The 25692-nt window shown below is 46.5% G+C and carries 27 protein-coding genes; 8 read left to right on the plus strand and 19 right to left on the minus strand.

Annotated features, from left to right (window positions below):
• Nucleotides 1-8: 8 nt before the first annotated feature.
• Nucleotides 9-1055, plus strand: a complete 1047-nt coding sequence (locus PG862_RS11015) for a TRAP transporter substrate-binding protein (protein ID WP_270707399.1) — start codon at nucleotides 9-11, stop codon at nucleotides 1053-1055.
• A gap of 172 nt (nucleotides 1056-1227) precedes the next feature.
• Here the strand turns inward: PG862_RS11015 and PG862_RS11020 are convergent, their stop codons facing one another.
• From PG862_RS11020 to PG862_RS11070, 11 genes are all read right to left on the minus strand, one after another.
• Nucleotides 1228-1818: a 50S ribosomal protein L25 gene (locus PG862_RS11020; RefSeq protein WP_022358832.1), complete on the minus strand. Its 591-nt coding sequence runs from the start codon at nucleotides 1816-1818 to the stop codon at nucleotides 1228-1230.
• Nucleotides 1819-2053: 235 nt separating this feature from the next.
• Complete coding sequence (locus PG862_RS11025) at nucleotides 2054-2869, minus strand: histidinol-phosphatase HisJ family protein (protein ID WP_107001844.1); 816 nt, start codon at nucleotides 2867-2869, stop codon at nucleotides 2054-2056.
• A 95-nt stretch (nucleotides 2870-2964) separates the two neighbouring features.
• Complete coding sequence (locus tag PG862_RS11030; RefSeq protein ID WP_270707401.1) at nucleotides 2965-3708, minus strand: YkgJ family cysteine cluster protein; 744 nt, start codon at nucleotides 3706-3708, stop codon at nucleotides 2965-2967.
• 2 nt (nucleotides 3709-3710) lie between these two features.
• The gene (locus PG862_RS11035; RefSeq protein ID WP_270707403.1) at nucleotides 3711-4766 is read right to left on the minus strand and encodes a threonine aldolase family protein; all 1056 of its coding nucleotides are present in this window, start codon (nucleotides 4764-4766) and stop codon (nucleotides 3711-3713) included.
• 75 nt (nucleotides 4767-4841) lie between these two features.
• A complete protein-coding gene (locus PG862_RS11040; RefSeq protein ID WP_270707404.1) occupies nucleotides 4842-5687 on the minus strand; it encodes a CPBP family intramembrane glutamic endopeptidase in 846 nt (281 codons plus the stop codon).
• Nucleotides 5688-5748: 61 nt separating this feature from the next.
• Complete coding sequence (locus PG862_RS11045; RefSeq protein WP_118492805.1) at nucleotides 5749-6387, minus strand: endonuclease III domain-containing protein; 639 nt, start codon at nucleotides 6385-6387, stop codon at nucleotides 5749-5751.
• Nucleotides 6388-6546: 159 nt separating this feature from the next.
• A complete protein-coding gene (locus PG862_RS11050; protein ID WP_022358838.1) occupies nucleotides 6547-7413 on the minus strand; it encodes an NYN domain-containing protein in 867 nt (288 codons plus the stop codon).
• 288 nt (nucleotides 7414-7701) lie between these two features.
• The gene (locus PG862_RS14385; RefSeq protein ID WP_333563211.1) at nucleotides 7702-7965 is read right to left on the minus strand and encodes a hypothetical protein; all 264 of its coding nucleotides are present in this window, start codon (nucleotides 7963-7965) and stop codon (nucleotides 7702-7704) included.
• Nucleotides 7966-8032: 67 nt separating this feature from the next.
• Nucleotides 8033-8551 (minus strand): ClbS/DfsB family four-helix bundle protein, encoded by a 519-nt coding sequence (locus PG862_RS11060; RefSeq protein WP_118673288.1) that lies wholly within the window; start codon nucleotides 8549-8551, stop codon nucleotides 8033-8035.
• A 302-nt stretch (nucleotides 8552-8853) separates the two neighbouring features.
• On the minus strand, nucleotides 8854-9252 hold the full coding sequence (locus PG862_RS11065; RefSeq protein WP_118673287.1) for a hypothetical protein: 399 nt from the start codon (nucleotides 9250-9252) through the stop codon (nucleotides 8854-8856).
• Between the two features lie 4 nt (nucleotides 9253-9256).
• A complete protein-coding gene (locus tag PG862_RS11070) occupies nucleotides 9257-9739 on the minus strand; it encodes a hypothetical protein (RefSeq protein WP_118673286.1) in 483 nt (160 codons plus the stop codon).
• Between the two features lie 381 nt (nucleotides 9740-10120).
• Between PG862_RS11070 and PG862_RS11075 the strand changes: the two genes are divergently transcribed.
• Nucleotides 10121-10627: a helix-turn-helix transcriptional regulator gene (locus PG862_RS11075; protein WP_118673285.1), complete on the plus strand. Its 507-nt coding sequence runs from the start codon at nucleotides 10121-10123 to the stop codon at nucleotides 10625-10627.
• On the plus strand, nucleotides 10624-11874 hold the full coding sequence (locus tag PG862_RS11080) for an MvaI/BcnI family restriction endonuclease (RefSeq protein ID WP_118673284.1): 1251 nt from the start codon (nucleotides 10624-10626) through the stop codon (nucleotides 11872-11874). Before PG862_RS11075 ends, PG862_RS11080 begins: the two co-directional genes overlap by 4 nt.
• A gap of 70 nt (nucleotides 11875-11944) precedes the next feature.
• Here PG862_RS11080 and PG862_RS11085 read toward each other — a convergent pair whose 3' ends face one another.
• From PG862_RS11085 to PG862_RS11115, 7 genes are all read right to left on the minus strand, one after another.
• Nucleotides 11945-13303 (minus strand): DNA cytosine methyltransferase, encoded by a 1359-nt coding sequence (locus PG862_RS11085; RefSeq protein WP_118673283.1) that lies wholly within the window; start codon nucleotides 13301-13303, stop codon nucleotides 11945-11947.
• Between the two features lie 119 nt (nucleotides 13304-13422).
• Nucleotides 13423-13671: a helix-turn-helix domain-containing protein gene (locus PG862_RS11090; protein WP_118673282.1), complete on the minus strand. Its 249-nt coding sequence runs from the start codon at nucleotides 13669-13671 to the stop codon at nucleotides 13423-13425.
• A 115-nt stretch (nucleotides 13672-13786) separates the two neighbouring features.
• On the minus strand, nucleotides 13787-14827 hold the full coding sequence (locus tag PG862_RS11095) for an SAP domain-containing protein (RefSeq protein WP_118673281.1): 1041 nt from the start codon (nucleotides 14825-14827) through the stop codon (nucleotides 13787-13789).
• A 76-nt stretch (nucleotides 14828-14903) separates the two neighbouring features.
• Nucleotides 14904-16697: a 23S rRNA (uracil(1939)-C(5))-methyltransferase RlmD gene (gene rlmD, locus PG862_RS11100; RefSeq protein ID WP_456298771.1), complete on the minus strand. Its 1794-nt coding sequence runs from the start codon at nucleotides 16695-16697 to the stop codon at nucleotides 14904-14906.
• A gap of 29 nt (nucleotides 16698-16726) precedes the next feature.
• Nucleotides 16727-17317 carry a TIGR01440 family protein gene (locus PG862_RS11105; RefSeq protein WP_022358840.1) on the minus strand — a complete coding sequence of 197 codons (591 nt, stop codon included), beginning with the start codon at nucleotides 17315-17317 and terminating at the stop codon, nucleotides 16727-16729.
• Between the two features lie 91 nt (nucleotides 17318-17408).
• Complete coding sequence (gene aroC, locus PG862_RS11110) at nucleotides 17409-18512, minus strand: chorismate synthase (protein ID WP_118673280.1); 1104 nt, start codon at nucleotides 18510-18512, stop codon at nucleotides 17409-17411.
• 25 nt (nucleotides 18513-18537) lie between these two features.
• On the minus strand, nucleotides 18538-19614 hold the full coding sequence (locus PG862_RS11115) for a lactonase family protein (protein WP_118673279.1): 1077 nt from the start codon (nucleotides 19612-19614) through the stop codon (nucleotides 18538-18540).
• A gap of 396 nt (nucleotides 19615-20010) precedes the next feature.
• Here PG862_RS11115 and PG862_RS11120 point away from each other — a divergent pair, with 396 nt between their 5' ends.
• The 5 genes from PG862_RS11120 to PG862_RS11140 all read left to right on the plus strand — a co-directional run bounded on the left by PG862_RS11120 (nucleotide 20011) and on the right by PG862_RS11140 (nucleotide 25129).
• Nucleotides 20011-20544, plus strand: a complete 534-nt coding sequence (locus tag PG862_RS11120; RefSeq protein ID WP_118673278.1) for a helix-turn-helix domain-containing protein — start codon at nucleotides 20011-20013, stop codon at nucleotides 20542-20544.
• 36 nt (nucleotides 20545-20580) lie between these two features.
• Nucleotides 20581-21657: a spermidine/putrescine ABC transporter ATP-binding protein gene (potA, locus tag PG862_RS11125; RefSeq protein WP_118673277.1), complete on the plus strand. Its 1077-nt coding sequence runs from the start codon at nucleotides 20581-20583 to the stop codon at nucleotides 21655-21657.
• An 18-nt stretch (nucleotides 21658-21675) separates the two neighbouring features.
• Complete coding sequence (locus PG862_RS11130; protein ID WP_022358845.1) at nucleotides 21676-22497, plus strand: ABC transporter permease; 822 nt, start codon at nucleotides 21676-21678, stop codon at nucleotides 22495-22497.
• Entirely contained in the window at nucleotides 22497-24425 is a 1929-nt protein-coding gene (locus tag PG862_RS11135) for an extracellular solute-binding protein (protein WP_118673276.1), read from the plus strand. Before PG862_RS11130 ends, PG862_RS11135 begins: the two co-directional genes overlap by 1 nt.
• 272 nt (nucleotides 24426-24697) lie before the next feature.
• Nucleotides 24698-25129 carry a NifB/NifX family molybdenum-iron cluster-binding protein gene (locus PG862_RS11140; protein ID WP_118469322.1) on the plus strand — a complete coding sequence of 144 codons (432 nt, stop codon included), beginning with the start codon at nucleotides 24698-24700 and terminating at the stop codon, nucleotides 25127-25129.
• Between the two features lie 51 nt (nucleotides 25130-25180).
• Here PG862_RS11140 and trmL read toward each other — a convergent pair whose 3' ends face one another.
• The gene (gene trmL, locus PG862_RS11145; protein WP_022358848.1) at nucleotides 25181-25675 is read right to left on the minus strand and encodes a tRNA (uridine(34)/cytosine(34)/5-carboxymethylaminomethyluridine(34)-2'-O)-methyltransferase TrmL; all 495 of its coding nucleotides are present in this window, start codon (nucleotides 25673-25675) and stop codon (nucleotides 25181-25183) included.
• Nucleotides 25676-25692 lie beyond the last annotated feature (17 nt).

Below are 25692 nucleotides of genomic sequence, written 5' to 3' on the forward strand. Positions count from 1 at the left end.
CTCCCATTATGATTTATATTTCAAACCTAGTGTCCCGCCGATGCCGGACTTCTTCCCGATTCGCTACGGCGCTCATTTCTTCGTCGGTTCTTTTATTCGGCGCCTCGCTTGCGCTGAGCGGCTGCGCCTCCAGCAAGAAAGAACAGCGCTATTCCTGGCCACTGGCGACCGCCAGCCCGGAGGACACGGTAACGCAGCTGTTTGCCGAAAAATTTGCGGAGGAAGTACATGACTTAAGCAACGGCGCAATGCGGATTCAGGTTTACGCCAACTCCACACTCGGCGGTGACCGCGACCTGCTCGAAACGTGCGCGGACGGCGATATCCCGTTTGTCGTGCAGAACACCGCCCCTCAGGTTTCTTTCATGAAGGATCTCGCCGTTTTTGACCTTCCATGCGTCTTTGATTCGCTGGATGACTGCCGCAAAAAGCTGGATGATCCGGATTTTTACAATCTCATCAGCCAGGTGTACACCGACGGCGGTTACCACCTGCTCGGCATGGCAGATCAAGGATTCCGCATCATGAGCACAAATAAACCAGTTTACTCCCTGGCAGATTTCAAAGGGCAGAAAATCCGTACCATGGAAAACAGCTATCATCTCGCATTCTGGAAAGCAATCGGCGCCAATCCGACGCCAATGACCTTCAGCGAGGTGTATATCGGTCTCCAGCAGCACACGATCGACGCGCAGGAGAACCCGTATGAGGTCATCGTCTCCAACCGTCTCTACGAACAGCAGGATTATGTGGTCGAGACGAACCACCTGCCGCATCTGATCTCCTTGATTGTCAATGACGATTTCTTCCAGAACCTGACTCCAGAAGAACAGGAAATCATGACGCAGGCAGCCAAAACCGCGACCGAGTATGCCAGAGAACAGTCCGACGCGCGCATCTCCAACCGTATCGCTACGATCGAAGCGAGCGGCACCGCGATTTTAACTCTCTCGGATGAAACGCGCGATGCCATCCGGGAGGCGGCTGGAAGCATATATGAGAATATCCGCGAGAATATTGATCCGGAAATTTATGACGCATATATGGAGCCATAACCTCATCCTCTTTTACCGTCTGCAAAAAAAGTTTATACAAAATTCAAAAGCGGATATACCGACCATCTGGTCAGTACATCCGCCTTTTCTCATGTTTCAATCATTCCGCGAAACTTTTTATCTGCCTTGCGGACAGCATCCCGTTTCGCTTCATCCTGGCACTGCGCTTCAATTATTTAGCTTCTTCTGCGTCAGCCTCTTCATCGGTCTCCGGTACATTGTTGTGAACCGCTGTGACGGTAGCAACTACTGCCTCCAGATCGGTCAGAATATCAATGTCTTTATCTTTTGCGATCGAAAGGTCTTTGACACGAATCGTATCACCAATCTCCATCTCACCAACATCAACTTTGACTTTCTCAACCAGTGCAGCCGGTAATGCGCGGTACGATACTTCTTTCAGTACCTCCTGCAGAACGCCAGCTTCTACCTTGTCGTGGTTCTCGAAGATAATCTCAGCAACGGAATGAACCTTCTCATTGCTTACCAGCGCCTGGAAATCTATCTCTACAACCTGATTTGCCATTGCATCATAGTCAACTTCCTTGATCAGGACATCGTAGACTTCACCTTCTACATCCAGCATAATCTGTCCGCCCTTGGTCTCGGTCTTCAGCAGACGATCCACGTCTTTCTTTTCCATCTTAACAGGAATGGAGCCCTGAATCTTCTTGCCAAATACGTTGCCTGTTACATAGCCTTCTCTTCTGAGTCTCTTTGCCTTAACATCCATGCTTCTTTTTTCAGCTTTTAAAGTAGTCATTTGTCTTTTCCTCCAAAAATCTGATCTGCGCCTTCCGCACACCCTGTGTGGAAAACACATTGTGCTTAGCAGCCCTCAGCCATGGGGTTTTGTTAAGTATCTATCTCCTTGTTACGGCTCATATTATAGCAGGGTTCTCTGAAAACGATTCACCAAAAATAAAATCATTTCGGCTTTATTTTCAGCATTTTTTAGCTTGAAATTTAGAATTTGTATATTTTTCTTTCTGTCTTTTTTATACAAGAAGTATCTCCCTAAATCCGCCACCCGGTTTCAGGGCACACACACTTTTAAATCCACACGCCACCGCCAGCTCCTGCGCCTGCTTAAACCCATATCCGATCGTGTCGGTACTGTGGCTGTCGGAGTTGATGAGGATACGTCCGCCGCAGGCACACAGCTCTTTTAACAGAGCTGCGGACGGGTACGGCGCACTCCGATAGCCGCGGGACATGGCGCCTGTGTTGATCTCAAACGGAATCCCCAGAGCCGCCAGTTTGTGCATCGCCGTGATCGCCGGTTCCAGATAGGCGTCTTTCGTCTCGTCAAAATGTTTATATCCCTCGTTAAATTTTGTCAACAGGTCAAAATGTCCGATGAAATCGCATTTTGTCCGGTCATAAATCTGCGCCTCTGCCTCGAAATACTCCCGTGCAAACGCGTACCAGTCACCATGCCACAGCGTCTCGACTGCTTTTACCAGTTTCTCTTCCGTATCATCCACACAAACATACTCGCCATCCTTGATGAGCGCATGGGTCGAGCCGATCGCGTACTCTGCTTTCTGCACCGGTCCCAGTCCATCCAGCTCGATCCCGATATAGAGATTCATCTTTCCCCGGTATTCCTCCTGGAGTTCTTGAAGTTCTTCGGTATACTGGCGAAGCTTCTCGTCGTCCATCCCGAATCCCGGCTCAAACATCGAAAAATCAGCATGTCCTGAAACGCCCAAATCGGTCATTCCCATCCGGTATGCCGCCTCCACCATCTCCCGCGGCGTACTCTTTCCGTCGCAGAACGTGGTGTGGGTGTGAAAATCCGTATGAAGCATCGGTAATCTCCTTTCTTATTTCACTCTGTCAAAACGGTTCAGCCTCTTCACAGCTGGGGGCAAACATCCTTGCGGATTTGTCTTCAACAAAGGATTTATCGCAAACTCCGCTCCGCCATCTGCATCCGCTTTTCAAACTGCTCGTAAAAGTCCTTCTCTCCATCATACGGAAGCAGATAGAACAGTTTCATAATCAACAGATTGCGCCGTTTTTCGCGCCCGGCTGCCGCAGCGGCACGGTTTTTCTTCTGTATCTCCTGTTCCTCCGACGTTCCGATGCATGGTTCTGCCAAAAGTTTCTGCGCCGCCTCCGTTTCCGCCATTCTTATATCTTTTAAGAAATAATGCCACCGGCTGATATACGCCTCATACCGCTTTAAATCTGGCGTATCAATCCATTTTTTCACTTTGACTTTCGTCCGGTTTTCCTTTTTACACTCATGAATCTGGAGAAAATACTGGAAACTTCCATTTTCATAAAAGCGCCCCAGTGGAAACAGGCGGCAGATACCCGGCCGGTATGCATGGATCCGGCAGCGCCCTGCTTCATCGAGAAACCCACAGGCTTCATCCGCCCCGCTCCGGAGAGCCAGATTCGGCAGAATCTGTCCGTCCACGACGTTCCACTCCACCTTTTTCTCCTCCAGCAGATGTTCCAGCGTGTCCCCGCGCAAGGTGGTCAGACGGTACACATCATATGGATCCAGCACGATCGAATTACCCATTCCGTGGCAGCACGCCGAACAGCCCCGGCAATCATCGCATCCGGCTTTTACCATATCGTCCCGGCTGTACAGCTTTCCATCTGAAATCTCCGCCATCGTTACATTACGTTCCATCTCTACTTCTCTCTTTCTGCCTCAATCCGATCTAAAATCTCCCACAAATGTTCCAGATCCGCCTCTCTGGTCGCCCAGCTCGTCGCAAAACGGACAACGGTGTGATCCTCGTCATACCGCTCCCAGAAGCTCACGGAAACCTCTTTTTCAATCTGCTCCATCCGGTCATTTTCCAAGATCACAAACTGCTGGTTGGTCGGGGACTCACGGAAAAACGTATAACCGCGCTGTTTTAATCCTTTCTTTAAAGCCGCCGCCATCTCTACCGCATGGCGTCCCAGGCGCTCGTACAGCCCGTCTGTAAACAGCACGTCAAACTGGATTCCCAGCAGGCGTCCCTTTGCCAGCAGCGCGCCCTGCTGCTTGATCCGGGTAATAAAATGCGCCGGAACATTCTTTTTCTCACCAAATACAACTGCCTCTCCGCAGAATGCGCCCACCTTCGTGCCGCCGATATAAAATACATCACACAGATGCGCAATCTCCGAAAGACTCAGGTCATTTTTCTCTCCCGCCAGACCATATCCAAGACGCGCCCCGTCCAGATAGAGCGGGATTTCATACGAACGGCAGATCTCCGAGATCGCCTGCAGCTCCTTCCGGCTGTATAAGGTTCCGTATTCCGTCGGATGGGAAAGATACACCATTCCCGGAAATACCATATGATCATGGTTTGCGTCCGCCTCGAAATTTTGCAGATATTCCTGCAGATCCGACGGATCAATCTTCCCATCTTTTTCCGGAAGCTGCAACACCTTATGCCCGGTGTACTCGATCGCCCCGGCTTCATGAATACTCACGTGCCCTGTCTGCGCTGCCACTACGCCCTCATACGGTGCAAGCATGCTACTGATCACGGCCGCATTCGTCTGGGTACCGCCCACCAGAAAATAAACCTCCGCCTCCGGGCATCCGGTCGCCTCCTGTATTTTTCTGGCGGCACTCTGGCAGTAGCGGTCCATGCCATATCCCGGCAGACTCTCCCGGTTCGTCTCCGCCAGCTTCTGAAGTATCTCCTCGCAGGCGCCCTCTGTATAATCGCTTGCAAATGAAAGCATCGTAGTATCTCCTCCTGTTCTTTCTTCGAGCAAACACAATCCTGCGTTCTCGAAATTGTTTGTATTTTTATGTCCTCACCAGTGCCAGAGAAGCCCCCGCATCAGCATCGCCGTCAAATTTGCTGCACTGTGAAATAACACAGGTTCCCACAGACGGTTCTTTTTTTCATACAGCCACGCCAGTATAAGTCCCATGAGCGCCGCATAAATCCCCTGCGCCCAGTTTCCATGCACCAACCCGAAAAATGCCGCCGACCCAAGTGCCGCCCAGAAAAATGGGAGCGCCATACGCAGGCGCTCAAATATAATGCCGCGAAACAGCAGTTCTTCGGAAAGTGGGGCGGCAATGCCCATGAGAAAGAACTGCTGCCACAGGGCGCCGGAAAATAAAGCGGCGGTGCCCTCCGACGCACCTTTTCCCAGAGCTGCCGCAAGCATATCCCCCTGAGGCATTTTCAAACACAGAGACACCGCTTCAGCTGCCTGCCCAGTCATCCGAACCTTTTGCACTGCAATATGCAGCACTCCCAGGAAAATCTCCTTTTTTTCTAATGCCCAGAAAATCATGTTAAACACAGCACTGAACGCAGCTGCCCCCAGCAGGATTTTCCACACATCCGGCACTTTTTCCCAGAAATATCCACATTTTTCTTCCTTTGTCGTCTTTATCTGTGGAGAGACCTGCTCTTTCATCCCGTCTGCCTCTGCTATGCGCCTGTTTTCTTTCTTTTTCTGGATCCTCCGCCAGTAAAATGGATAAATCACAGCAAATGTAAGAAACGACGACACGGTTCTTCCCGCATTTCCCTCCAGATGTCCCAGCACATCCACACATCCGCCGATTAAATCGCTGATGACGCACGGAAAAAACATCTGCCAGACGATACGCCAATCCGCTGTCTCCTGCCGTTCTTCGTCCATTTTTCTGCCTCCTGTCATCCTTTTCCTATCTGCATCTGTTTCCATGACTTTTTCAGACTTTCTACTCCACGTCTGCCTTCGCGCAGATATCCTGCAGACAGCACTTGTCACAGTACGGCTTCGTCCGCGCCGTACAGACTTCACGCCCGTGATACACCAGGCGGTGGCAGAAATCGCTGCCTTCCTCCGGTGGAATCAGCTTCCAGAGTGCCATTTCCACGCGCTTCGGGTCCTTGATTCCTTCCACCAGCCCTATCCGGTTTACCAGGCGGATGCAGTGCGTATCCGTGACGATCGCCGGTTTTCCAAACACATCCCCCATAATGAGGTTGGCACTCTTTCTGCCGACTCCCGGAAGCTTTAACAGAGCGTTAAAATCATCCGGCACATGCCCGCCGTACTCGTCGCGCAGCATCTTCATACAGGCGCTGATGTCCCGCGCCTTGCTGTGTCCCAGACCGCACGGCTTCACAATCGCCTCGATGTCTTCCACCGGGGCATCCGCCAATGCCGCCACATTTGGATATTTCTCAAACAATCCTTTGACTACCACATTGACACGCGCATCGGTACACTGCGCCGCCAGACGGACACTGACCAGCAGTTTCCACGCCTGATTGTAGTCCAGCGTACAACCCGCATCCGGATATTCTTTTTTCAGGCGGTCAATTACCTCTAATGCAAGCTCTTCCTTTGTCATGTTCCTGTCTCTCCTATCTTCTATCCTTCACTTTTCAATTTACAGTCTGTCTTTGTAACAGCTGACACAACACTACAACCACTGCTGCATTCTTCCAGCCTCATACGAATCACAACCGCTTCTGCAACTTTTTATTCTCATACGAACCGCATATGCTTACTATTCTTCCGCGTCCGCATCCTTCTTCCGTTTTCCGCCGCGCCGTACCTTGGAAAGTACCGGCTTTTCTTCTTTCTGTTTGACACGCACATAGATGATCGACAGAATCTTATTGTGCGGATTGCGCGCTGACCGAACCTCAACGGAATCAAACAGCTCGATAAACTGCTTCAACTTCGTGCATTTATAATTTCGCGGGTCAAATCCCGGCACACGCTTTGGAAGGTTGTCTCCCAGCTCCGATAAATCCACCCATCCGTCATCGTCCGCATGTGTGTTGATGATCGAGATAATCTCTTTCTCCATCTCCTCCATGTTCGGAATATTGCTGACTGCATTCGGATCGCTTTCTTTCTCTGCCTCTTTTCTGGAACCATCCGCCTCACTCTCCTTGCGCGTCTGCGGCAGGGACGGATTCTGCGACGGATTTTCATCGTTTAATAAAATATCCAGGAATTTAAATGTCTCACACGCCGAGACAAACGCATTCGGCGTCTTGCGCTCTCCCATGCCGATCACCGTCATGCCTGACTCACGCAGGCGCAGCACCAGCTTCGTAAAATCACTGTCCGAGGTGACGATACAGAAGCCATCCACATTGCCCGAATATAAAATATCCATCGCATCGATGATCAGCGCCGAATCGGAGGCATTTTTCCCCTGCGTATAATTGTACTGGAAAACCGGCGTGATCGCATAGTCGCGCAGGTTCTTCATCCACGCCCGCACGCTCGGCGTCTGAAAATCGCCGTAAAGGCGCTTGTATGTCGCACTTCCATAATTGCTGACCTCATCTAAAATCAGCTTGATATACTTGCCGGACACATTTTCCGCATCGATCAGTACGGCTATTTTTTTGTCATCCATCTCCTGTTTCCTTTCTCAAATACCGCTCAAAATAGTTATTGTTCACGCATACGTGAACAGCAACCCCAAATACTCTCTGCCACTTTCATCAGGGCGCAGCGCCTCCCGCAGACTTCTTGAATAAGCAAGTCCATATCTTTACTAAAAAGGCACCGGAACTTTCGCACGGTCCCATGATCGTGACTCTGAAAGCCTCCGGTGCCGGAATTTCTCATTTTCACACCGCCGAAACGGTCGTGAGCGACAGCCGATACAACTTATCTATAAGTGTATCACGTTCATGAGAAATCAGCAAATATTCTTTTTATTGACACAGTTTGATTCCTGTGTCGGATATGGGGAATATGGGGAACGTTTGAAACCGTCAAGGGCAAAAAGCGCTTCTGCAGCTGCAACCACGGCTTTGCTCAGATTGTCATTTGCGGCGAATGTGGCGAAATGTTCCGCAGAATCCACTGGCACAATCGTGGCTGCAAATCCATCGTCTGGGAGGGCCACTTCACTGTGGAGCTTAAATCCGGACTGAAAATTGAGATTGATGAATAATCCCATAGATGCACGAAACCCTCTCGACCATGATGGCCGGGAGGATATTTTCTATAGCCACAAAAATTGAAAGTTATAGTGCTATCTTTTTCCATTTTCTAATCTTAGTTCTAAAGGTTCCGAATGGAGCAACTGTGTTAACATGTATGAATTTGTATACTTCCCAGACAGCTGTTTTAGTTGCCTCGTCAGCCCATTTTCTCATATGTGGTTTAAATAATTCTTCCTCACTTAGCGAATCGATCATTGTATAAATAGAATTAATATTCTCATTCAACATGTCTTTCATCTCTTGCAGTGACAGGTGCGCATATGTATCTGTGAACCACTGATATAATTCACCAAGCTGATTCCACTTAAAGTTATCAGAGGGAGTTTTGACCTGAATACCCTTTCTTTCGTCTGCTTCCCATTTAAGAATGAGCGCTGTCCATCCAACCTGATAAGCAAGATTTTCTGCAGGAGTTCGATCAACCTCATCAATTCTCTCATCTTTTAAGGATTCCGGAATATCATTAAATTCTGATATATACTTTGCAAAGCTTTTATTTATCTCGTTTTTAAGTTCGTCTTTATTCTTATATGTTCTCACTATTCTATCTCCTCAAATCCCGATTCACCGAATTTTTCCTTCACATCTATTCCACTGCCTACAAACACCAAAAACGGTCGAGTTGCCGGATTGGTTGTCAGCTCTTTCCGTTTTTCAAAAATCAGCCCGAAATGCCTGACATCTAATCCACTGTCTCAAATCGTGACATCCAATCCGAGGTTACAACCTGACACATATTTTGCCGTAGATATGTTTCCATATAAGAAAACCGGGCCTTTTCAGATGTCGGGTCTTACATCCCAACTTCCGAAAAAGCCAGGAAATACGCCACTTTCTGGCACTTATTTATCTTTTCTTGACATCAAGACAACCGTCTCAACGAGGTCACCACTCGTTTGTCCGTTGACCTCTATCTTCTCAAACTGTTTTCCTCCAAGCTTGATAGGAAAACGAAATGTGACACTCTTAATCACAGAACCATTATCTCTTTCCTCATGAAAAATTTCAATCTTTTCTATAAACTGATTAGCAAGATTTTTCTTCTCAATTTCCGACAAACCTTTATAGGCTCTACCGAACTCAAGTATAAAGCGAAATAAATTGTCCTTTGTAACCTGCTGACTCTCAATGCTCTTAATAGTATCCTCTACCTCCCTAAGACTATTCTCAAGAGAAATAACCTCGTTACGTAGTTTCATATACGGATAGTCCTTTAATTCCTGCGGTAGTTTCTCATACATCGGCTTATTCCTCCTTTCTCTTGTTCTCACTATACGGAGATTTAAAAGGGCATTTTGATGGGGTATTTTCACAGATTTTCTTGAGTTTTTTCTGCGATGCCTTGATAGATTCATTTGCAGAACTGTAATCAATGCTTTCTGTTTTTGCTATCTCGCGGATGGATAACCCTTCAATAAAAAGCTTGAACCTTTGATACTGTACCACCGTAAGGTTTTCTTGCATCCAAGCATCAATCAGCTTCTCCTCCTCACTCATCTCCACGTCTGCCTCCAAGTCTTCTTGCGATGCATAATCAACTCCGTCATAGGTAAGACCTTCCAAGTGATACTTCGTGTGGTATCTTTCCTTTCGTTCCATGTTCTGTGTCAGCCCTGCATCATCATTTAAAAATGCCAATATTTCCTCCAAGCCTTCCTCATCATCGTCATTAATCTGTATGACTACAGAAAGTGGTTCATACGGATCTTTGTAACTAACTGTCTTCATATACCGTCCTTCCCGTCTGTCACGAAAAGAGCTGACATAACTAGACATAAAAATAGCCTGATTACAAAAAGGGCATAGTTATCCTAGTAACTCATATCCTTCACCTTGTGGTTACAGATATGAAATACCAGCCCTTATACGTAATCAGGCTTTATTTATTTTTAGGAGACGGTAAATCTGCGAGAGCAAAGAAACGGAGAAAACAGAAAAATCACCGCCTCCTAATATGTAGCTTTGGGAAGGGGTGAAATCTTACGGTTTTAGAAAAAATATTAAGATTGAATTTGGTGTCGCTATCATTTACCCCCTATATTGACGGTTATAAGTCAAGAATAAGAGGGCATATTCGAATATAATAAATAATGTCAGGAGGTGATCAGTTTGAATTCAGAATTTAACCCAAAGGATATCTTATTAGTATTTGGTGCCAATATTAGAAAAACTCGCGAAGCACAAGGACTCGGTATTGCTGAATTAGCCTCTTCAATAAAATACGACCGTGGTTGCCTTTCATTATTAGAATACGGCGAACAAAATATCGAATACATAACAGCACTTAACCTTGCTCGTAAATTAAATGCACCATTTCCTGCTTTGTTTTCAAGAAATTATTTCAATGATTTATTAAGTGACAATTCATTCAACTCATTAACTTTTACTGAAGATGATTATCTTCTTGTTTTCATTGAAAACATTCAAAAAGTTATGAGAAACAAACAGCTTAAACAGATTGAATTTTATGGAGCAACTGATATTCAAACCGCAATTGTAAGTAGAATTATGCATCGTAAAGCACAAAATCCAACAATTAGGACCTTATATGCAATGGCTTACACAGTTGATGCAGATATGTACAGTTTATTTTCAAGAACGGAGGAAAAAATATGATTTTTACACCTTATTCAGATGAAACAAATGTGATTAATATGATACGTAAATATCGCAATGAAGATTATGCTTTAATCCGTATGACTTATACAATGATTGACAAAAACAATTTAGATGCTAATGGTATTCTAAGAGATTTATTATTTGACAATGGACTTGTCGACTATGAGCAGTTAGAGCATGGTGGCAAATATGGTGTGACATATGATGCATTATTTGTTCAGCATGGTAAAACTGATGTTATCAAATTAAAGTTCTATCGTGTATCAAATAATCGTGGTGATAGACGTTTTTCCATCGAAACAATAAAACGCAAAATGGAATCTGGAGAAATCAATGAAGGCGATCTTCTCTATATTTCCATTTTCAAACAAACCGATGGCACTCCTGTAATATACATAATCAATCTTACTCACAATATTCCAACCGAAAATGATTTACTCAATGCCATTGGTATGGATGCCATTACCGATTTGTTCTATCGAATCAAACCTCGCTTATATGAAATTATTCATGGTGGTTTCTTTGATAATTCAAAAGGATACGGTCCAATAGCACCGAAGGATGTCGGAGACACTTTAGAAAGTCTTTTAGGAATAAATACAAATAACCGTGTTGACGCAGATTACAATGGACTAATTGAAGTAAAATCCAAAGGTGGTAGCAATACTCTAGATACTCTTTTCACTTTGCGTCCACAATTTGAAGGTACTAGAGTAGCAGAATATGAACCATCAGATAGAAACAGAGTATCCGCATTTGCTAGAATATATGGATATGAATCAGATAAGCATCCTGGTGCCAATAGCCTTTACATTACCATCGGTTCAATGGACGCCCCACAAAACAATCAAGGCTTTTATCTTCATGTTAATGATGAAGAACGTACAGTAAATCTTGTTTGGCGTAATTCAAATACTGGAAAACCTGAAGTTGCTGCATATTGGCATTTTGATGACTTACGTCAACAATTATATGCAAAACATCCATCAACTCTATGGGTCAAAGCTGAAAGCAGAGAAATTGATGGGATGGTTCAGTTCAAATACAATGAAATTGAGTTTTCTAGAGCCCCACAGTTTACAACCTTTCTTTCATTAATCAAGTCTGGTATTATCACTTATGATTGGCGTGGCTACACAACAAAAGAAGGTCGTTACATAGGAAAAAATCACGGTAATGCATGGCGTATAAAACCGTATGCAAAATCAGATTTATTTGGTGAAATCGAAGTTGTTGAACTGTAATCATATTGATATATAATTCACATTCACTGAACAAACAAAGGGTAGTCCAATTAATGGGCTACCCTTTATCTTATAAAACTCTCATAATTTCGTCTGCAACTGCTTTCGCTAATAAAGGCGGAACTGCATTTCCAACCTGTGTGCACTGTGGCACCTCAACACGTCTTTTCAGCCCCCCAGTAGTTCTCTTCCCAAGAAATTCAAAAGAATCATCAAATGATTGGCACCTAGCCATTTCTCTAACACTAATTGTTCTTGCCTCCCACGGATTTATATAGTCATCTGGAAGTGTAACTACGGTTGGTGATGGCTCTGTAGAATCTAATCTCTGTCGAATATTTTTCTTTGTTAGAAGTATATCGATAGCATCATCTGGAGCATTCACATTTCTAAACAAATTAACAACCTCATCCGCTTGCATATTTAGTTTTTCACAACAAAGTTGAATCAGTGCATTTTTGCCTGTAGTATCTATTCCCTGCTCTTTTATTCTTTTTCTCAACATAGAACCCGATTCACCTTGATTAAACAAGTCAAATCTTTCCAAAACAACATCTGTTGCATTAGGAAGTTCAAGATTTTGAAGATGCCTTCTATCACAAGGAATTGGCTGTCCTGTAACAAATGATGGTGTTCTACCTGCTCTACTATCTCTTTGATAATCAGATAGTCTCTGATTAACTCTATTTCTTATATTGGCATCATTTACTAAATCACCAATAGCATCCCTTAAGGATAGATGATGTCCGGCTTCAACTGTAGGCTCTGGATATGAAGGGGCAGGCAGATTATTTCGATATCCAATAAAAATAACTCTGTTTCTTCTCTGTGGAACACCATAATCTGCTGCATTCAAAATACTTGGTTCCAAAGTGCTATAACCAATTCTATTTAACTCAGCTGTTAATATATTCGGTGTAACAGAACCATCTGGATACACTGGTCCTTCCTCAACAAGATTTCCCTCCTCATCATATAAATTTAATCCTTTATAGCCCAAAAACTGCATATCCATAAAGCCCTCCACATTTTCAAGAACAATGTATTTAGGCTTTACTTCGCTTATTACTCTAACATATTCTCCAAATAATAAATTTCTCGGATCTTCTTTATCACGCCTTCCTGCGCGAGAGAAACCTTGACAACTAGGTCCTCCTATCATCAAGTCAATTTCTGGAACATCTTGATTACGAAAAATCTCTAATTCACTGATTTTTTGATTGATAAAATCTCCATGAAGATTTCTGATGTCCGCTCTTTCAAACCAAGTATTTTGACCTTGTATAAGTCCTAACTGTGCATGACGATATTTATACGTCACCTCTACCATATCACTTATATCCGAACTGAAAAGGATATGAAATCCTGATTGTATCAGTCCTTCAGAGCATCCTCCTGCTCCACAAAATAAATCTATAGCATATGGCATATAGCCACCTCCTTGTTATTTCATTTTAATCGTACCATAGCCAACAATAAAAGTCCAGGAATATTTATATTTTTCCCAAAACTCATTATGTCGTAGACAAAAGTATTTGTAAGCATACTTTATTTGTTTTTCTCATTCTTTTCGTCTTCCAAAGAGCGATCTAACCATGCTTTTTCAACATTTCCAAATTCTATATTTAAGGCATCACAATATGCTTTTAATCGCTTCATTGCAGAAACATTAGGATTCATCTTTCCATTTTCCCATCGGTTAACAGTTGAATAAGATACTCCAATGCGTTCAGCGAACTCAACCTGCGTGTAAAACCCTTTTTTTCTTATGTATATTATCTCATCCGACAATGCCATTTTTCTCACCTTCCTTTAGTAGCATTAGTATAGCTTTTTTATAGCGTTTTAGCAAGAGATATTTTCAATATTTGTAAATAAAAACACCCCTCCGAAGAGGGCTGCTCAAATAATACTACTTTTTCTTATATTGCTGCTTAAATCTAACCTCTGCTTGGTGATAAATTACATTAAGTTTATCCTTATCACCAACAATTTCTGCCATTATAATATCCGCACACTCTTCATTGGTAAACAGCCTAAAAGGAAGCTTGATTTTAGAAATTCCTGTTACTAACTGTTGACGGAGTTCATCTGAAGACCATCCAAATTTTTCTCCATATTCTTGTATTCGCTTTGTTATTTCTGGAGCCATCGTGTGATTTGAATTTTCATAAGAGAAAAAGAACTTTGAATACATGTCCAAAAAATCCATTCTAAATCCATTAGACAATCCACTCAAGTCATAGGCTACAACTTCACATAAAAGACCAAAAGCAATATCCTTCTTACCTTCACTTGCTACAAACTCCGACATAGTAAATCTGCTATTTCGATATAATCCGAAGTTTCCTTCTTTCATATGAACACCGCCCCGTTGATTAAGATAGCCCCATATTTTGTCACGATACTTGGTATAAGGTGGTTGCTGAACAAGAGCTGTCAAATTCCATATATCTAAATCCTCAATATTGTTTGAATGAATAAATGGTATCCATTCGTACTTCTTTAATAGTTCACTTCCTGTATCTGTAAGTTGAAATGGTCTTTTAGGAAACACTGTATTTAACTCTTCTTCTGTGGCATTTTCTAAAAGCCTTGTTACTAATTCTTCCTTCTTTCCAGATACTTTAAGACCGCGCTTCTTCAGTTCCTCTTTTATAGCAGGAAGCTTTTCCATATTAACGGCATCTTTTACTGAGCCAATTTGTATAAGCCCTTTTCCTTTTAAGGATTCAACTATTTTCATTACATCCTTAATTCCATATTTATACCACCAAAATCCTGCAAAAGAGTTTTCTCCATTTACAACAAAATGCGGTGAATAGCTACGGACAAGTATTTCATGCGGATACAAACCATCACAAGTTGGCGGCTGACCTTTTATTCTCTTTTCAATTGGAATAACCTCATCCGTTTCAAATGAAACCTTTGGAGTACTGATTTCCACTTTCATTCCTATATTCTGTTGTTGATTACTTTGTTTCTTAAAAAAATCAAATAACCCCCTATACCAATGCCTCCTTTCATTTTTATATCAATCTAAAGTATTTAAATGCCTCCATAATAGCCTCTTCCTTCTCCTGTGGACAAGTAGACACCCTACCTTCTCCAGAGCCGATATTGTAGTTCTTACGCTTCTCCATACCTAGCTTATCCTTAATCTGACCGATATAAAGGTTTGTTACATTGAAGCCGTATCTCTCCTTAATCCACTTCTTGATGTTTCCATATGTCGGCTTTTCTTCCGGCTTATATTCACCTTGATTCAACTGTATCCCTTCTAAATCAACCTTTATGGATACCATCTCATCATCGTTTGCGCATTCCCTAACGAGTAGACAACACGTCTCCACATGTCCGCTCATTCCAAACATATCGCAGCACCTCACTCGATCCACCTCATATCCTCTCTCTCCCAGATATTTCACATCGCGCGCCAGTGTAGCGGAATCGCAGCTGACATAAACCACTCTCTTTGGCTGCATCCGGACGATCGTGTCGAGGCAGACGCTGTCACAGCCTTTGCGCGGCGGATCGACGACGATGACATCGGCATAGACCTGATTTTTTTCATACTCCCTTGGAAGTACCTCTTCAGCTTTTCCGACGAAAAACTCGACATTTTCCATGCCATTTAATGCCGCGTTCCGGCGGGCATCCTCGATCGCCGGAGGGACGATCTCTACACCGTACACTTTCTTCGCTTTCTGCGCCAGAAACAGGGAAATGGTTCCGATTCCGCAGTACAGATCCCATACAGTCTCCCCACCGGTCAGCCCCGCGTATTCCAGCGCCGTTCCATAGAGTTTTTCCGTCTGCACCGGATTGACCTGATAAAAAGAAAGCGGCGAAATCTGGTACGATACATTTCCGATTTTATCTGTGATATAGCCCGGTCCGTATAAGTTTACAAGCTCCGCACCAAGAATCACGTTTGTTTTTTCCTGATTGATGTTGTAGGAAATACTGGTCATGCCAGGGACTTCTTTTAAGCGTTCCACAAAAATATCCGCGTGCGGCAGCTTCTTTCCATTGATGACGAGACAGACCATCAGCTCGCCGTTTGAAAATCCCTTCCGAATCAATGCATGGCGAATTAGACCCTTATGCGTCTCCTCGTCATATGGCGCAATCTGGTATTCTTCCATGATTTTCTTGATAATATCCAGAATTACCGCATTTTCTTCGACACCCAGCAGGCAATCCTCCGCTTCCACAATATGGTGGGTGCGTCCCGCGTAAAATCCGGCAATGATTCTTCCATCCTTATCGCGTCCAAACGGAAACTGTGCCTTGTTGCGGTAGCGCCACGGGTGCTCCATCCCCAGGATCGGCTCCATGGTGATAGTTTTATCCACACCTTCCCCGGCACTTTTCCCCGACACGTTCTCTGCTTTCACCCCCGCATCGGTTGTCTCCATCCTTTCGGATGTATTTCTTTCAGATACATTCTCAGGCACACTCACTTCATCCGCCCGCTCCGGCAGCCGCAGATTCTCCATCCCGCCGATCCGGCGCAGGTTATTGTAGACCTTGCGCTCCTTAAAATGAAGCTGTGCCTCATAACTCATCATCTGAAGCTGGCAGCCGCCGCACTGTCTTGCGACCGGGCATTCCGGCATCACGCGGTCTTTGGATGCTTCCAGCACCTCCATCAGACGGGCAAAGCCGTAATTTTTCTTCATTTTCATCGCCCGCGCCCGGATCCGATCCCCGATCACGGCATCTTTTACAAACCAGATATAGCCGTCCTGCTTTCCGATCCCGGCTCCATCTTCGCTCATATCTTCGATTGTCAGTTCAAATTCATCATTTTTCCTGATTTCCACGTTTTTTTTACTCCTCATTTTCTTTATTTCGCATCCAGATAATGCGCCCGCTCTCCGCCAATATATTTCAGCCTCGTTCTCGCACACGTCACATGGGCGCCGCCGATCGCACGGATCGAGGTCCGCACCGGAACTGCAACCGGGCGCAGGTGCATACCGATGAAAGTGTCTCCGATATCGATGCCCGCGTGTGCCTGAATCCGCTCTACGGCTGTCGGATGTTCAAATCCCGCATAGGCTGCCGTTGCAAAGGAACCGCCTGCTTTTAGCTGCGGCACGACGTTTACCATCTCCAGACCATATTTTTCCGCCGCTTCTTCTTCCACAATCAGCGCCCGGTTCAGATGTTCACAGCACTGTGCCGCCAGATAAAGCCCCTGCGACTTGGTGACTGCATACAGCTCCTCAAACACCGCTTTTCCGATCTCGGCGCTGGAATAGGAACCGATCTTATGCGATGCAATCTCGCTGGACGAGCATCCGACCACCAAAATCTGTCCCGGCTTCATGTTTGCCGCACTGAGAAGTTCCTCTGCGGCAATCCGTACCTCCTGGCGCAGCTCCTCTAACTGTCCTGCTGTCTCTATTTCTTTTGAAATTCCTGTTGCACTCATCCTGCTGCCTCCTGATTTAATGCCAGAAAAAGCCGCGGACCAAACAGGCTGAGCCCGCCGCAGCTTTTCCAAAATTTTTATTTGCATTCCCTTACTTCCGGTAAAACTCCTGAATCCGATCCAGCCGCGCCGTCATGCCGCCCAGCAGCATATCCGCCGCCGCAAATGCCGCCATCGTCTCAACCACGACAACCGCTCTCGGCACAATGATCGGATCATGGCGTCCCTTGATGCTGATGCCGATCTCCTCGCCGCTCTTATTGACGGTTCTCTGCTCTGCGGCAATCGACGGGGTCGGTTTAAATGCCGCACGGAACACAACTTCGCTTCCATCCGTCATACCACCTAAAATGCCGCCTGCATGGTTCGTCGCCTTGCCAACGCTCCCATCCGGATCCATGACAAACGCGTCGTTGTTCTCGCTTCCTGCCATCTGCGCCGCATGGAAACCCTCTCCGATCTCGAAGCCTTTAACGGCACCGATCGAGCAGATTGCCTTTGCCAGGTTCGCATTAAATTTATCAAAAACCGGTTCGCCAAGCCCTGCTGGAAGACCGGCAATCACACATTCCACGATACCGCCAGCAGAATCTTTCTCCGCCATCTTCCTTTCCAGATACTGCTCTGCCTCTGCGGCTGCGGCAGCATCCGGCATATACAGCTTATTCTTTTCACATTCCGCCAGATCAAACCGATCCGGCGCCACTTCCACCGGTCCGATCGCTTTCGTGTATGCTTTTACCTGAATGTTCAAGGATTCCAGCAGCTTTGCCGCGATAGCGCCTGCTGCCACGCGTCCGATCGTCTCGCGTCCCGAAGAACGTCCGCCGCCCCGGTAATCCCGGAAACCGTATTTTTCATCGAAGGTATAATCCGCATGTCCGGGACGGTAATAACTGGCGATCTCACTGTAATCCTTCGAATGCTGATCCTGGTTCCACACCAGCATCGAGATCGGCGTGCCCGTCGTCCGCCCTTCAAAAACGCCTGACAGGATCTCCACCGTATCGCTCTCGCTGCGCTTCGTCGTAAAACGGCTCTGCCCCGGTTTGCGGCGGTCCAGATAACGCTGAACGTCTTCCTCACAAAGCGCAAGCCCCGCCGGACAGCCATCTACGACCACGCCCACGCCTGCGCCGTGGGATTCGCCCCACGTTGTCATTGTCAGTATTTTTCCGTATGTTGATCCTGCCATTCTCGCTATTAACTCCTTCTACCATTTAGTCTGCTTTCTTTCCTCTCGTAGGTACCTTTGTAATCACACAGCAGTTTGGCTCATTCACCGAAACACTGCGTCCGCTCATCACCAGCAGCTTCTCCTTATATTCCACCTGGAAGAAAGAAATGCTGTTACTGCCGTGATTGATCGACGCCAGATGGTTCCCATCCGGGAAAATCGCGATATCCTTCGGGTAATCGCCGCTGATCGGCAGACAGCAGAGCAGCTTCAAAAGCCCCGTCTGTGCATCGCGCTCGTAGACACTGACTGAATTATCGCCCGCATTGCTGCAGAACAGATGTGTCTCGTCCTCGGACATCCGGATCGTGCACGCTGCAGTCAGCTGGCTGGTGCGCTCCGGTGCGGTCGATGGGATCGTCTGGATCTTCTCGATCTTCGGCACACGATCGCCCGTTTCATACGTGTATACATCAATCACATTTTTGATTTCATACATCAAATACAAGAATTTTCCATCCTTGCTGAACATGAAATGTCTCGGACCAGATTCCAAATCACAGCGGATCGCGTCCACCAATGAAAGGGTTCCCTTCTCGCCATCAAACCTGTAAATCTTGACCTGGTCAATTCCCAGATCGGCTACCAGCAGGAATCTGCCATCCGGCGTGCGCTCCGCACAGCTCACATGCGGGCGGAACGTACGCTCTGCCACGCTTCCAAGTCCCTTGTGGTAAACTCCGTCGGTCACTTCCCCGATAGAACCGTCCGGTTTCAGGCGGACCACCGTCTCCTTGCCGTCATGATAGCCGGATACGAAGATAAACTTGTCCTCCGCATCGGTCGCAATATGGCAGCCGCGCATCGCCTTGATATTTGCGCTGTTCACACGGCTGAGTGCGCCGTTTTCCAGAATCCGGAACGCCACAACGCCCTCGTCCGCGATGGAATAGAGCATCCGCCCGTCATGTGAAACAGTTAAATAGGAAGAGTTGTCCACTTCCACCTCGCACCGGTAGATAAATTTTCCCTTTTTTACATCCACATCATACACGGTAATTCCCTTTGCCTGACCGTTGTATGAGTAAGAACCCACATATGCCATATACTTATCCTGCATGAAATGTTCCTCCTTTGATCCCCCAGAACCGTTATAACGGTTTCTATCAAATTATCTGCCCCTATTTTATCATCATACCGCCATTTTTGCACCCTTTTTTCACACAATTTGAGAACCCCCGGATTTTCCCGTTTTTTTCCTTGACACCTTCCCCACATTCTGTATAATAGATACTCGGAAGCAAGTTTATTATTTCTAAACAAAAAGATTAATTTTACATTCATTTTAGAATTTCTAAACTTTCATCTTACTTTTGTATGTTTCTAAAAACGCCGGACGGATGGTTTTCCCACCCGGTTTTTATAAAAAAGAATGTGCCCTAGCGCATCCTCGCGGAGCGTTTTTTGTTTCATAGGACGCAATTTCCTATGAAACCAGGAAAGGAGGTTCCCTCTGTTGAGTATAGGAGGAAAATTAAAGGAACTGCGAATTTTAAAGGGTCTGACTCAGGAAGAGCTGGCTGACCGCGCAGAGCTTTCGAAGGGATTTATCTCCCAGGTAGAGCGCGATCTGACCTCCCCGTCCATCGCTACTTTGATGGATATTCTCCAGTGTCTCGGCACAACCATAGGGGAGTTTTTCAACGAGGCTCCGGAAGAGCAGATTGTATTTGAAAAAAACGACTATTTTATCAAGGAAGATCCGGAACTGAAAAATGAGATTCAGTGGATCATCCCGAACGCCCAGAAGAACACGATGGAACCGATCCGCCTTACACTCGGTGCCGGCGGCTCCACCTATCCGGACAGCCCGCATGAGGGTGAGGAATTTGGCTACGTTCTTTCCGGCAGCATCCTGATTCATCTGGGGAATCAGACGTACAAAGCCAAAAAGGGCGAATCTTTTTACTATACGAGCGACAAGACGCATTACCTTGAAAGCCGCTCCGGCGCGACGATCCTCTGGGTCAGCTCGCCGCCAAGTTTCTAATACTACACATTATTTTACTATTTACGGAGGAAACGCATGAGCCAGCCATTAATCGATTTACAGCATATCTCGAAACGCTTTGACGACACTCTGGTCCTGGATGACTTGAGCCTTTCAGTAAAGGAAAATTCCTTTGTAACGCTCTTAGGTCCCAGCGGCTGCGGCAAGACGACCACGCTCCGCATCATCGGCGGATTTGAATCCCCAAATACAGGAAAAGTAATTTTCGGCGGCGAAGACATCACCAAACTTCCGCCAAACAAGCGCCAGCTAAACACCGTATTCCAGAAATACGCACTGTTTCCGCATATGAGCATCGCAGATAATATCGCATTTGGGCTAAAAATTAAGAATAAATCAAAAGCATATATTGATGACAAAATTAAGTACGCTTTAAAGCTTGTAAACCTAGACGGCTTTGAGCATCGCAGCATTGACTCTTTGAGCGGCGGTCAGCAGCAGCGTATCGCCATTGCGCGTGCGATTGTCAACGAGCCAAAGGTCCTGCTTCTTGATGAGCCGCTCGGTGCCCTAGATTTAAAACTGCGCCAGGACATGCAGTACGAGCTGATCCGTCTGAAAAATGAGTTAGGCATCACTTTTATCTATGTTACCCACGATCAGGAAGAGGCGTTGACGATGTCCGATACCATCGTTGTCATGAACCAGGGTTATATCCAGCAGATGGGTTCCCCGGAACAGATCTACAACGAGCCGGAAAACGCATTCGTTGCCGACTTCATCGGCGAGAGCAACATCGTGGACGGTCTGATGCTCCACGACGAGCTGGTTGAAATCTTCGGTGCGAAATTTGCCTGCGTCGATAAGGGATTCGGAACAAACCAACCGATAGACGTTGTCATCCGCCCGGAGGACATTGACCTCGTAAAACCGGAGGAAGGCACGCTGCAGGGCGTTGTCACCCACCTGATTTTCAAGGGCGTCCACTATGAGATGGAGGTCACCACCCCGGACGGCTATGAGTGGCTGGTTCACAGCACGGATATGTTCCCGGTCGGCGAGAAGGTTGGCATCCATGTAGACCCGTTTGACATCCAGATCATGAATAAGCCGGCGTCGGAGGACGAGGAAGCTGTGGGCGTCAATGAATAGAAAGGAGTCGGACTTAGCATGAAATCAAACGTGAAACGGCTCTTCGCCGGTCCTTATATTCTCTGGATGATCGGTTTCACCATCATCCCGCTCCTGCTGATCGTATACTACGGTCTGACAACCAAAAGCGGGGCATTTACACTGGCAAATGTCTGTTCCATCACGACACCGGAGCATATGAAGGCGCTGCTCTTATCCCTGGGTCTGTCTCTGGCTGCGACCGCCATCTGCCTGCTTTTGTCCTATCCGCTGGCTTTGGTGCTGCGCCGCCGCGGCATTGGGGCAGGCAGCTTTATGGTATTCGTCTTCATCCTTCCGATGTGGATGAATTTCCTGCTCCGCACCCTCGCGTGGCAGACGCTCCTGGAGAAAAATGGCGTTATCAACGGCATTCTTTCCTTTCTCCATCTGCCAAACATTGCCATCATCAATACCCCGTGGGCGATCATTCTGGGTATGGTATACAACTTCCTGCCTTTCATGATTCTACCGATTTATAATGTGCTGGCAAAAATCGACGATAATACCATCAACGCCGCCAAAGACCTGGGTGCAAACAATTTCCAGACACTCATTCATATCTGGATTCCACTCAGCATCCCAGGCATCATCAGCGGCATTACCATGGTATTTGTCCCGGCGCTGACAACCTTCGTTATTTCCAGTCTCTTAGGCGGCAGCAAGATCCTGCTCATCGGAAATGTCATCGAGCAGGAGTTCACCAAGGGAAGCAACTGGCACTTAGGTTCCGGTCTCTCGCTGGTTCTGATGATTTTCATTTTACTGAGTATGGCGCTCATCGCCAAATACGATAAAGAAGGGGAGGGCAATGCGTTCTGATGAAACATAGCCGCTTAAAACAGTTTTTCCAGGACTTTTACCTGGCGCTCATCCTGCTCTTTTTATACATCCCGATCGTGACCATGATCGTTTTATCCTTTAACAACACAAAATCGAGAACCGTCTGGGGCGGTTTTACCACCCGCTGGTATACGCAGATGTTCCAGAATTCCGCCATCATGAATGCCTTAAACAATACGCTGCTCATCGCGTTTGCGTCGGCTCTGATCGCGACCGTCATCGGCACGATCGCCGCCATCGGCATCAACAGCATGAAACGGATTCCGCGCACCATCGTCATGGGAATCAACAACATCCCGATGCTGAACTCCGATATCGTAACCGGTATCTCCCTGATGCTGGCATTTATCGCGTTCGGTATCTCTCTCGGATTTAAAACCGTGCTGATCGCGCATATCACATTTAATATTCCATATGTGATATTAAGTGTCATGCCGAAACTCAAGCAGACGAACCGGTACACCTACGAAGCCGCTCTGGATCTCGGCGCCAGCCCGCTGTATGCTTTCTTCAAGGTCGTATTTCCGGACATCGTCCCGGGTATCCTCTCCGGCTTTTTGATGGCATTTACGATGTCCCTGGATGATTTTATCATCACGCACTTTACGAGAGGTGCCGGTATCGACACACTCTCCACCCTGATCTACAGCCAGGTGCGCCGAGGCATCCAGCCAACGATGTATGCCCTGTCCACGCTGATTTTCGTGGCAGTCCTGGTGCTCCTGCTGATCACCAACTTTGCCCCGGAGAAAAAATCCGCCGGCAATGCGACTGTGATTGACACAGAGACCATCAAGCGCCGCAAACGCAACAACCAGATCAAGAACGGCGTTCTGGGACTTGCCTGCACGCTGATTCTGCTTGTCGTTGGTGTCAGCACCTACAGCCGCTACACCACGACTCATTCAAACGAACTGTACGTCTACAATGCAGGCGAATATATTGATCCGGACCTGATTGAGGAATTTGAACAGGAAACCGGAATCAAGGTTACCTACGACGTATTTGAGACACTGGAAGAAATGTATCCGGTCATCGAAGCCGGCGGCGTCAACTACGATGTAGTCTGCCCATCCGACTACATGATTCAGAAAATGAAGGAAAATGACCTGCTTGCCGAACTCAACTTTGACAACATTCCAAATGTCAAAAACATTGACCCGCAGTACATGGAAATGTCCAAGCAGTTCGACCCGGAAAACAAATATTCCGTGCCATACACCTGGGGAACCGTCGGTATTCTTTATAATACGAAGCTCATCGAAGAAAAAGGACTTCCGGTTCCGACCAAATGGTCCGATCTCTGGAATCCGGCTTATAAAGGCGAGATCCTGATGCAGGACAGCGTCCGCGATGCCTTCATGGTAGCGCTCAAAAAAGACGGCTTCTCTGCCAACTCGACCGACGAAACCGAACTCCAGCAGGCAAAGCAGGATCTGATTGACCAAAAACCGCTCATACAGGCTTACGTCATCGATCAGGTACGTGACAAGATGATCGGCGGCGAGGCAGCCATCGGCGTCATCTACTCCGGCGAGATCATGTACATCCAGGATGAGGTAGCCGCACAGAACCTCCCATTCTCCCTGGAATATGTAATCCCGGAAGAGGGAACCAACGTCTGGCTCGATTCCTGGGTAGTTCCGAAAAATGCGAAAAATAAGGAAAACGCAGAAAAATGGATCAATTTTCTCTGCCGCCCGGATGTCGCAGTCAAAAACTTTGAGTACATTACCTACGCGACGCCAAACAAGGCAGCCAAGGAAATGCTGGACGAAGAAATCCAGAACAACAAAGCCGTCTTCCCAGATGCGAAGCAGCTGAAAAACTGCGAGGTTTACCGGTATCTTGGGGATGAGGCGGACGAGCTTTATAATAGTTTGTGGAAAGAAGTTAAGTCGGATTAAGGGACTTACTGCGTTATTCAAACATTCTGTTAAAGATAGAAAAAGGCGATACCTGGCTATGAAAACCAAGTATCGCCAATTTTTCTTGTCGCACTCCTGTACGGCAGCTACCCTATGTCAGTAATGTTCTCGTACTGTCTTATTGGGAACTTCCCTTCTGCTGGTTCTTTTCTTGATAGAAATTTCTTCTATCTATCCATAAAATTAAATATACATTTATATTGATTTTTCAATTCTAAGCGCTATACTATCTCTAAAAAAGGAGGTCACTCATGAAAATTGCAGTCCCTTATGAAAACGGAGAAATCTGCTCCCACCTGGCTCAGGTGAAAGAATTTTTAATTTTTGATGTAGTTGACGATGAGATTATTTCCACCAAAACCGTGAAACAGACCTATGCAAACGATCCCGGCGCGCTGGTCGAGTTTCTGAAAAAAGAAAATACTGCCGTCCTCCTCTGCGACGCCCTTCCGATCCCGATGATGATCGCCCTGCGCGAAACCAGCATCCAGGTTCTCGGCGGCGCCAAAGGCGCTCCTAAAGACCGCGTCGAAGACTTCTTAAACGGAATGCTTCACTTTGACCGGAGCGGAAATAACGGACCATCCTGCGGCGTCCACCTGCCGGACAACAATAAAAATGGCACTGACTCCGACGCCGAATGCGACGGAAATATCAGTGCCTGTGGGACTTGGTGCCACTAATTCCTGTTTCATCTGAGACGTTGATGACGCACGTGTGGGAGAGAATCCACCTTATTTCCACTGGAGGTGATGCAGATGCCCCTCCGTATTCATCTTCTCAAACCCATTCTGCCGCAGCGCCTCATACAGAATGATCGCCACCGAGTTTGACAGATTCAGAGAGCGCGTCTCACCCCACATCGGGATGCGGACGCAGCGCTCCGGGTCTTCGATCAGGAGTTCTTCCGGGATGCCGCGGCTTTCCGGTCCGAACATGATATAGCAGTCCGGATCGTAGTGAACGTCCGTATACACCTGCGTCGTCTTCGTGGTCGCCATATACGGGCGCGCGCCCGGATTCTTCTCCAGAAAATCTTTAAAATCGCTGTAAACTGTCACATCCAGATGCGGCCAGTAATCAAGACCCGCTCTTTTTACCATTTTATCATTCAATTTAAAACCGAGAGGCTCGATCAGATGAAGCCGCGTGTTCGTTGCCACGCAGCTTCGTCCTATATTTCCTGTATTCATCGGCATCTCCGGTTCATAGAGTACAATATTTAACATCTTTCTTCTCCATTTCC

The organism is Clostridium fessum (assembly GCF_027698965.1).
Taxonomy (GTDB): Bacteria; Bacillota; Clostridia; order Lachnospirales; family Lachnospiraceae; genus Otoolea; species Otoolea fessa.

Bases quoted from the DNA above. Each gene is read 5' to 3' on its own strand.
- PG862_RS11050 (WP_022358838.1), bottom strand. From the start codon at position 7,413: ATGGATGACAAAAAAATAGCCGTACTGATCGATGCGGAAAATGTGTCC.
- PG862_RS11085 (WP_118673283.1), bottom strand. From the start codon at position 13,303: ATGCCATATGCTATAGATTTATTTTGTGGAGCAGGAGGATGCTCTGAA.
- PG862_RS11090 (WP_118673282.1), bottom strand. From the start codon at position 13,671: ATGGCATTGTCGGATGAGATAATATACATAAGAAAAAAAGGGTTTTAC.
- PG862_RS11065 (WP_118673287.1), bottom strand. From the start codon at position 9,252: ATGTATGAGAAACTACCGCAGGAATTAAAGGACTATCCGTATATGAAA.
- PG862_RS11135 (WP_118673276.1), top strand. From the start codon at position 22,497: ATGAAACATAGCCGCTTAAAACAGTTTTTCCAGGACTTTTACCTGGCG.
- PG862_RS11020 (WP_022358832.1), bottom strand. From the start codon at position 1,818: ATGACTACTTTAAAAGCTGAAAAAAGAAGCATGGATGTTAAGGCAAAG.
- PG862_RS11130 (WP_022358845.1), top strand. From the start codon at position 21,676: ATGAAATCAAACGTGAAACGGCTCTTCGCCGGTCCTTATATTCTCTGG.
- PG862_RS14385 (WP_333563211.1), bottom strand. From the start codon at position 7,965: ATGGGATTATTCATCAATCTCAATTTTCAGTCCGGATTTAAGCTCCAC.
- PG862_RS11070 (WP_118673286.1), bottom strand. From the start codon at position 9,739: ATGAAGACAGTTAGTTACAAAGATCCGTATGAACCACTTTCTGTAGTC.
- trmL (WP_022358848.1), bottom strand. From the start codon at position 25,675: ATGTTAAATATTGTACTCTATGAACCGGAGATGCCGATGAATACAGGA.
- PG862_RS11030 (WP_270707401.1), bottom strand. From the start codon at position 3,708: ATGGAACGTAATGTAACGATGGCGGAGATTTCAGATGGAAAGCTGTAC.
- PG862_RS11025 (WP_107001844.1), bottom strand. From the start codon at position 2,869: ATGCTTCATACGGATTTTCACACCCACACCACGTTCTGCGACGGAAAG.
- PG862_RS11115 (WP_118673279.1), bottom strand. From the start codon at position 19,614: ATGCAGGATAAGTATATGGCATATGTGGGTTCTTACTCATACAACGGT.
- PG862_RS11105 (WP_022358840.1), bottom strand. From the start codon at position 17,317: ATGAGTGCAACAGGAATTTCAAAAGAAATAGAGACAGCAGGACAGTTA.
- potA (WP_118673277.1), top strand. From the start codon at position 20,581: ATGAGCCAGCCATTAATCGATTTACAGCATATCTCGAAACGCTTTGAC.
- PG862_RS11080 (WP_118673284.1), top strand. From the start codon at position 10,624: ATGATTTTTACACCTTATTCAGATGAAACAAATGTGATTAATATGATA.
- PG862_RS11045 (WP_118492805.1), bottom strand. From the start codon at position 6,387: ATGACAAAGGAAGAGCTTGCATTAGAGGTAATTGACCGCCTGAAAAAA.
- PG862_RS11095 (WP_118673281.1), bottom strand. From the start codon at position 14,827: ATGAAAGTGGAAATCAGTACTCCAAAGGTTTCATTTGAAACGGATGAG.
- PG862_RS11040 (WP_270707404.1), bottom strand. From the start codon at position 5,687: ATGGACGAAGAACGGCAGGAGACAGCGGATTGGCGTATCGTCTGGCAG.
- PG862_RS11140 (WP_118469322.1), top strand. From the start codon at position 24,698: ATGAAAATTGCAGTCCCTTATGAAAACGGAGAAATCTGCTCCCACCTG.
- PG862_RS11035 (WP_270707403.1), bottom strand. From the start codon at position 4,766: ATGCTTTCATTTGCAAGCGATTATACAGAGGGCGCCTGCGAGGAGATA.
- aroC (WP_118673280.1), bottom strand. From the start codon at position 18,512: ATGGCAGGATCAACATACGGAAAAATACTGACAATGACAACGTGGGGC.
- PG862_RS11015 (WP_270707399.1), top strand. From the start codon at position 9: ATGATTTATATTTCAAACCTAGTGTCCCGCCGATGCCGGACTTCTTCC.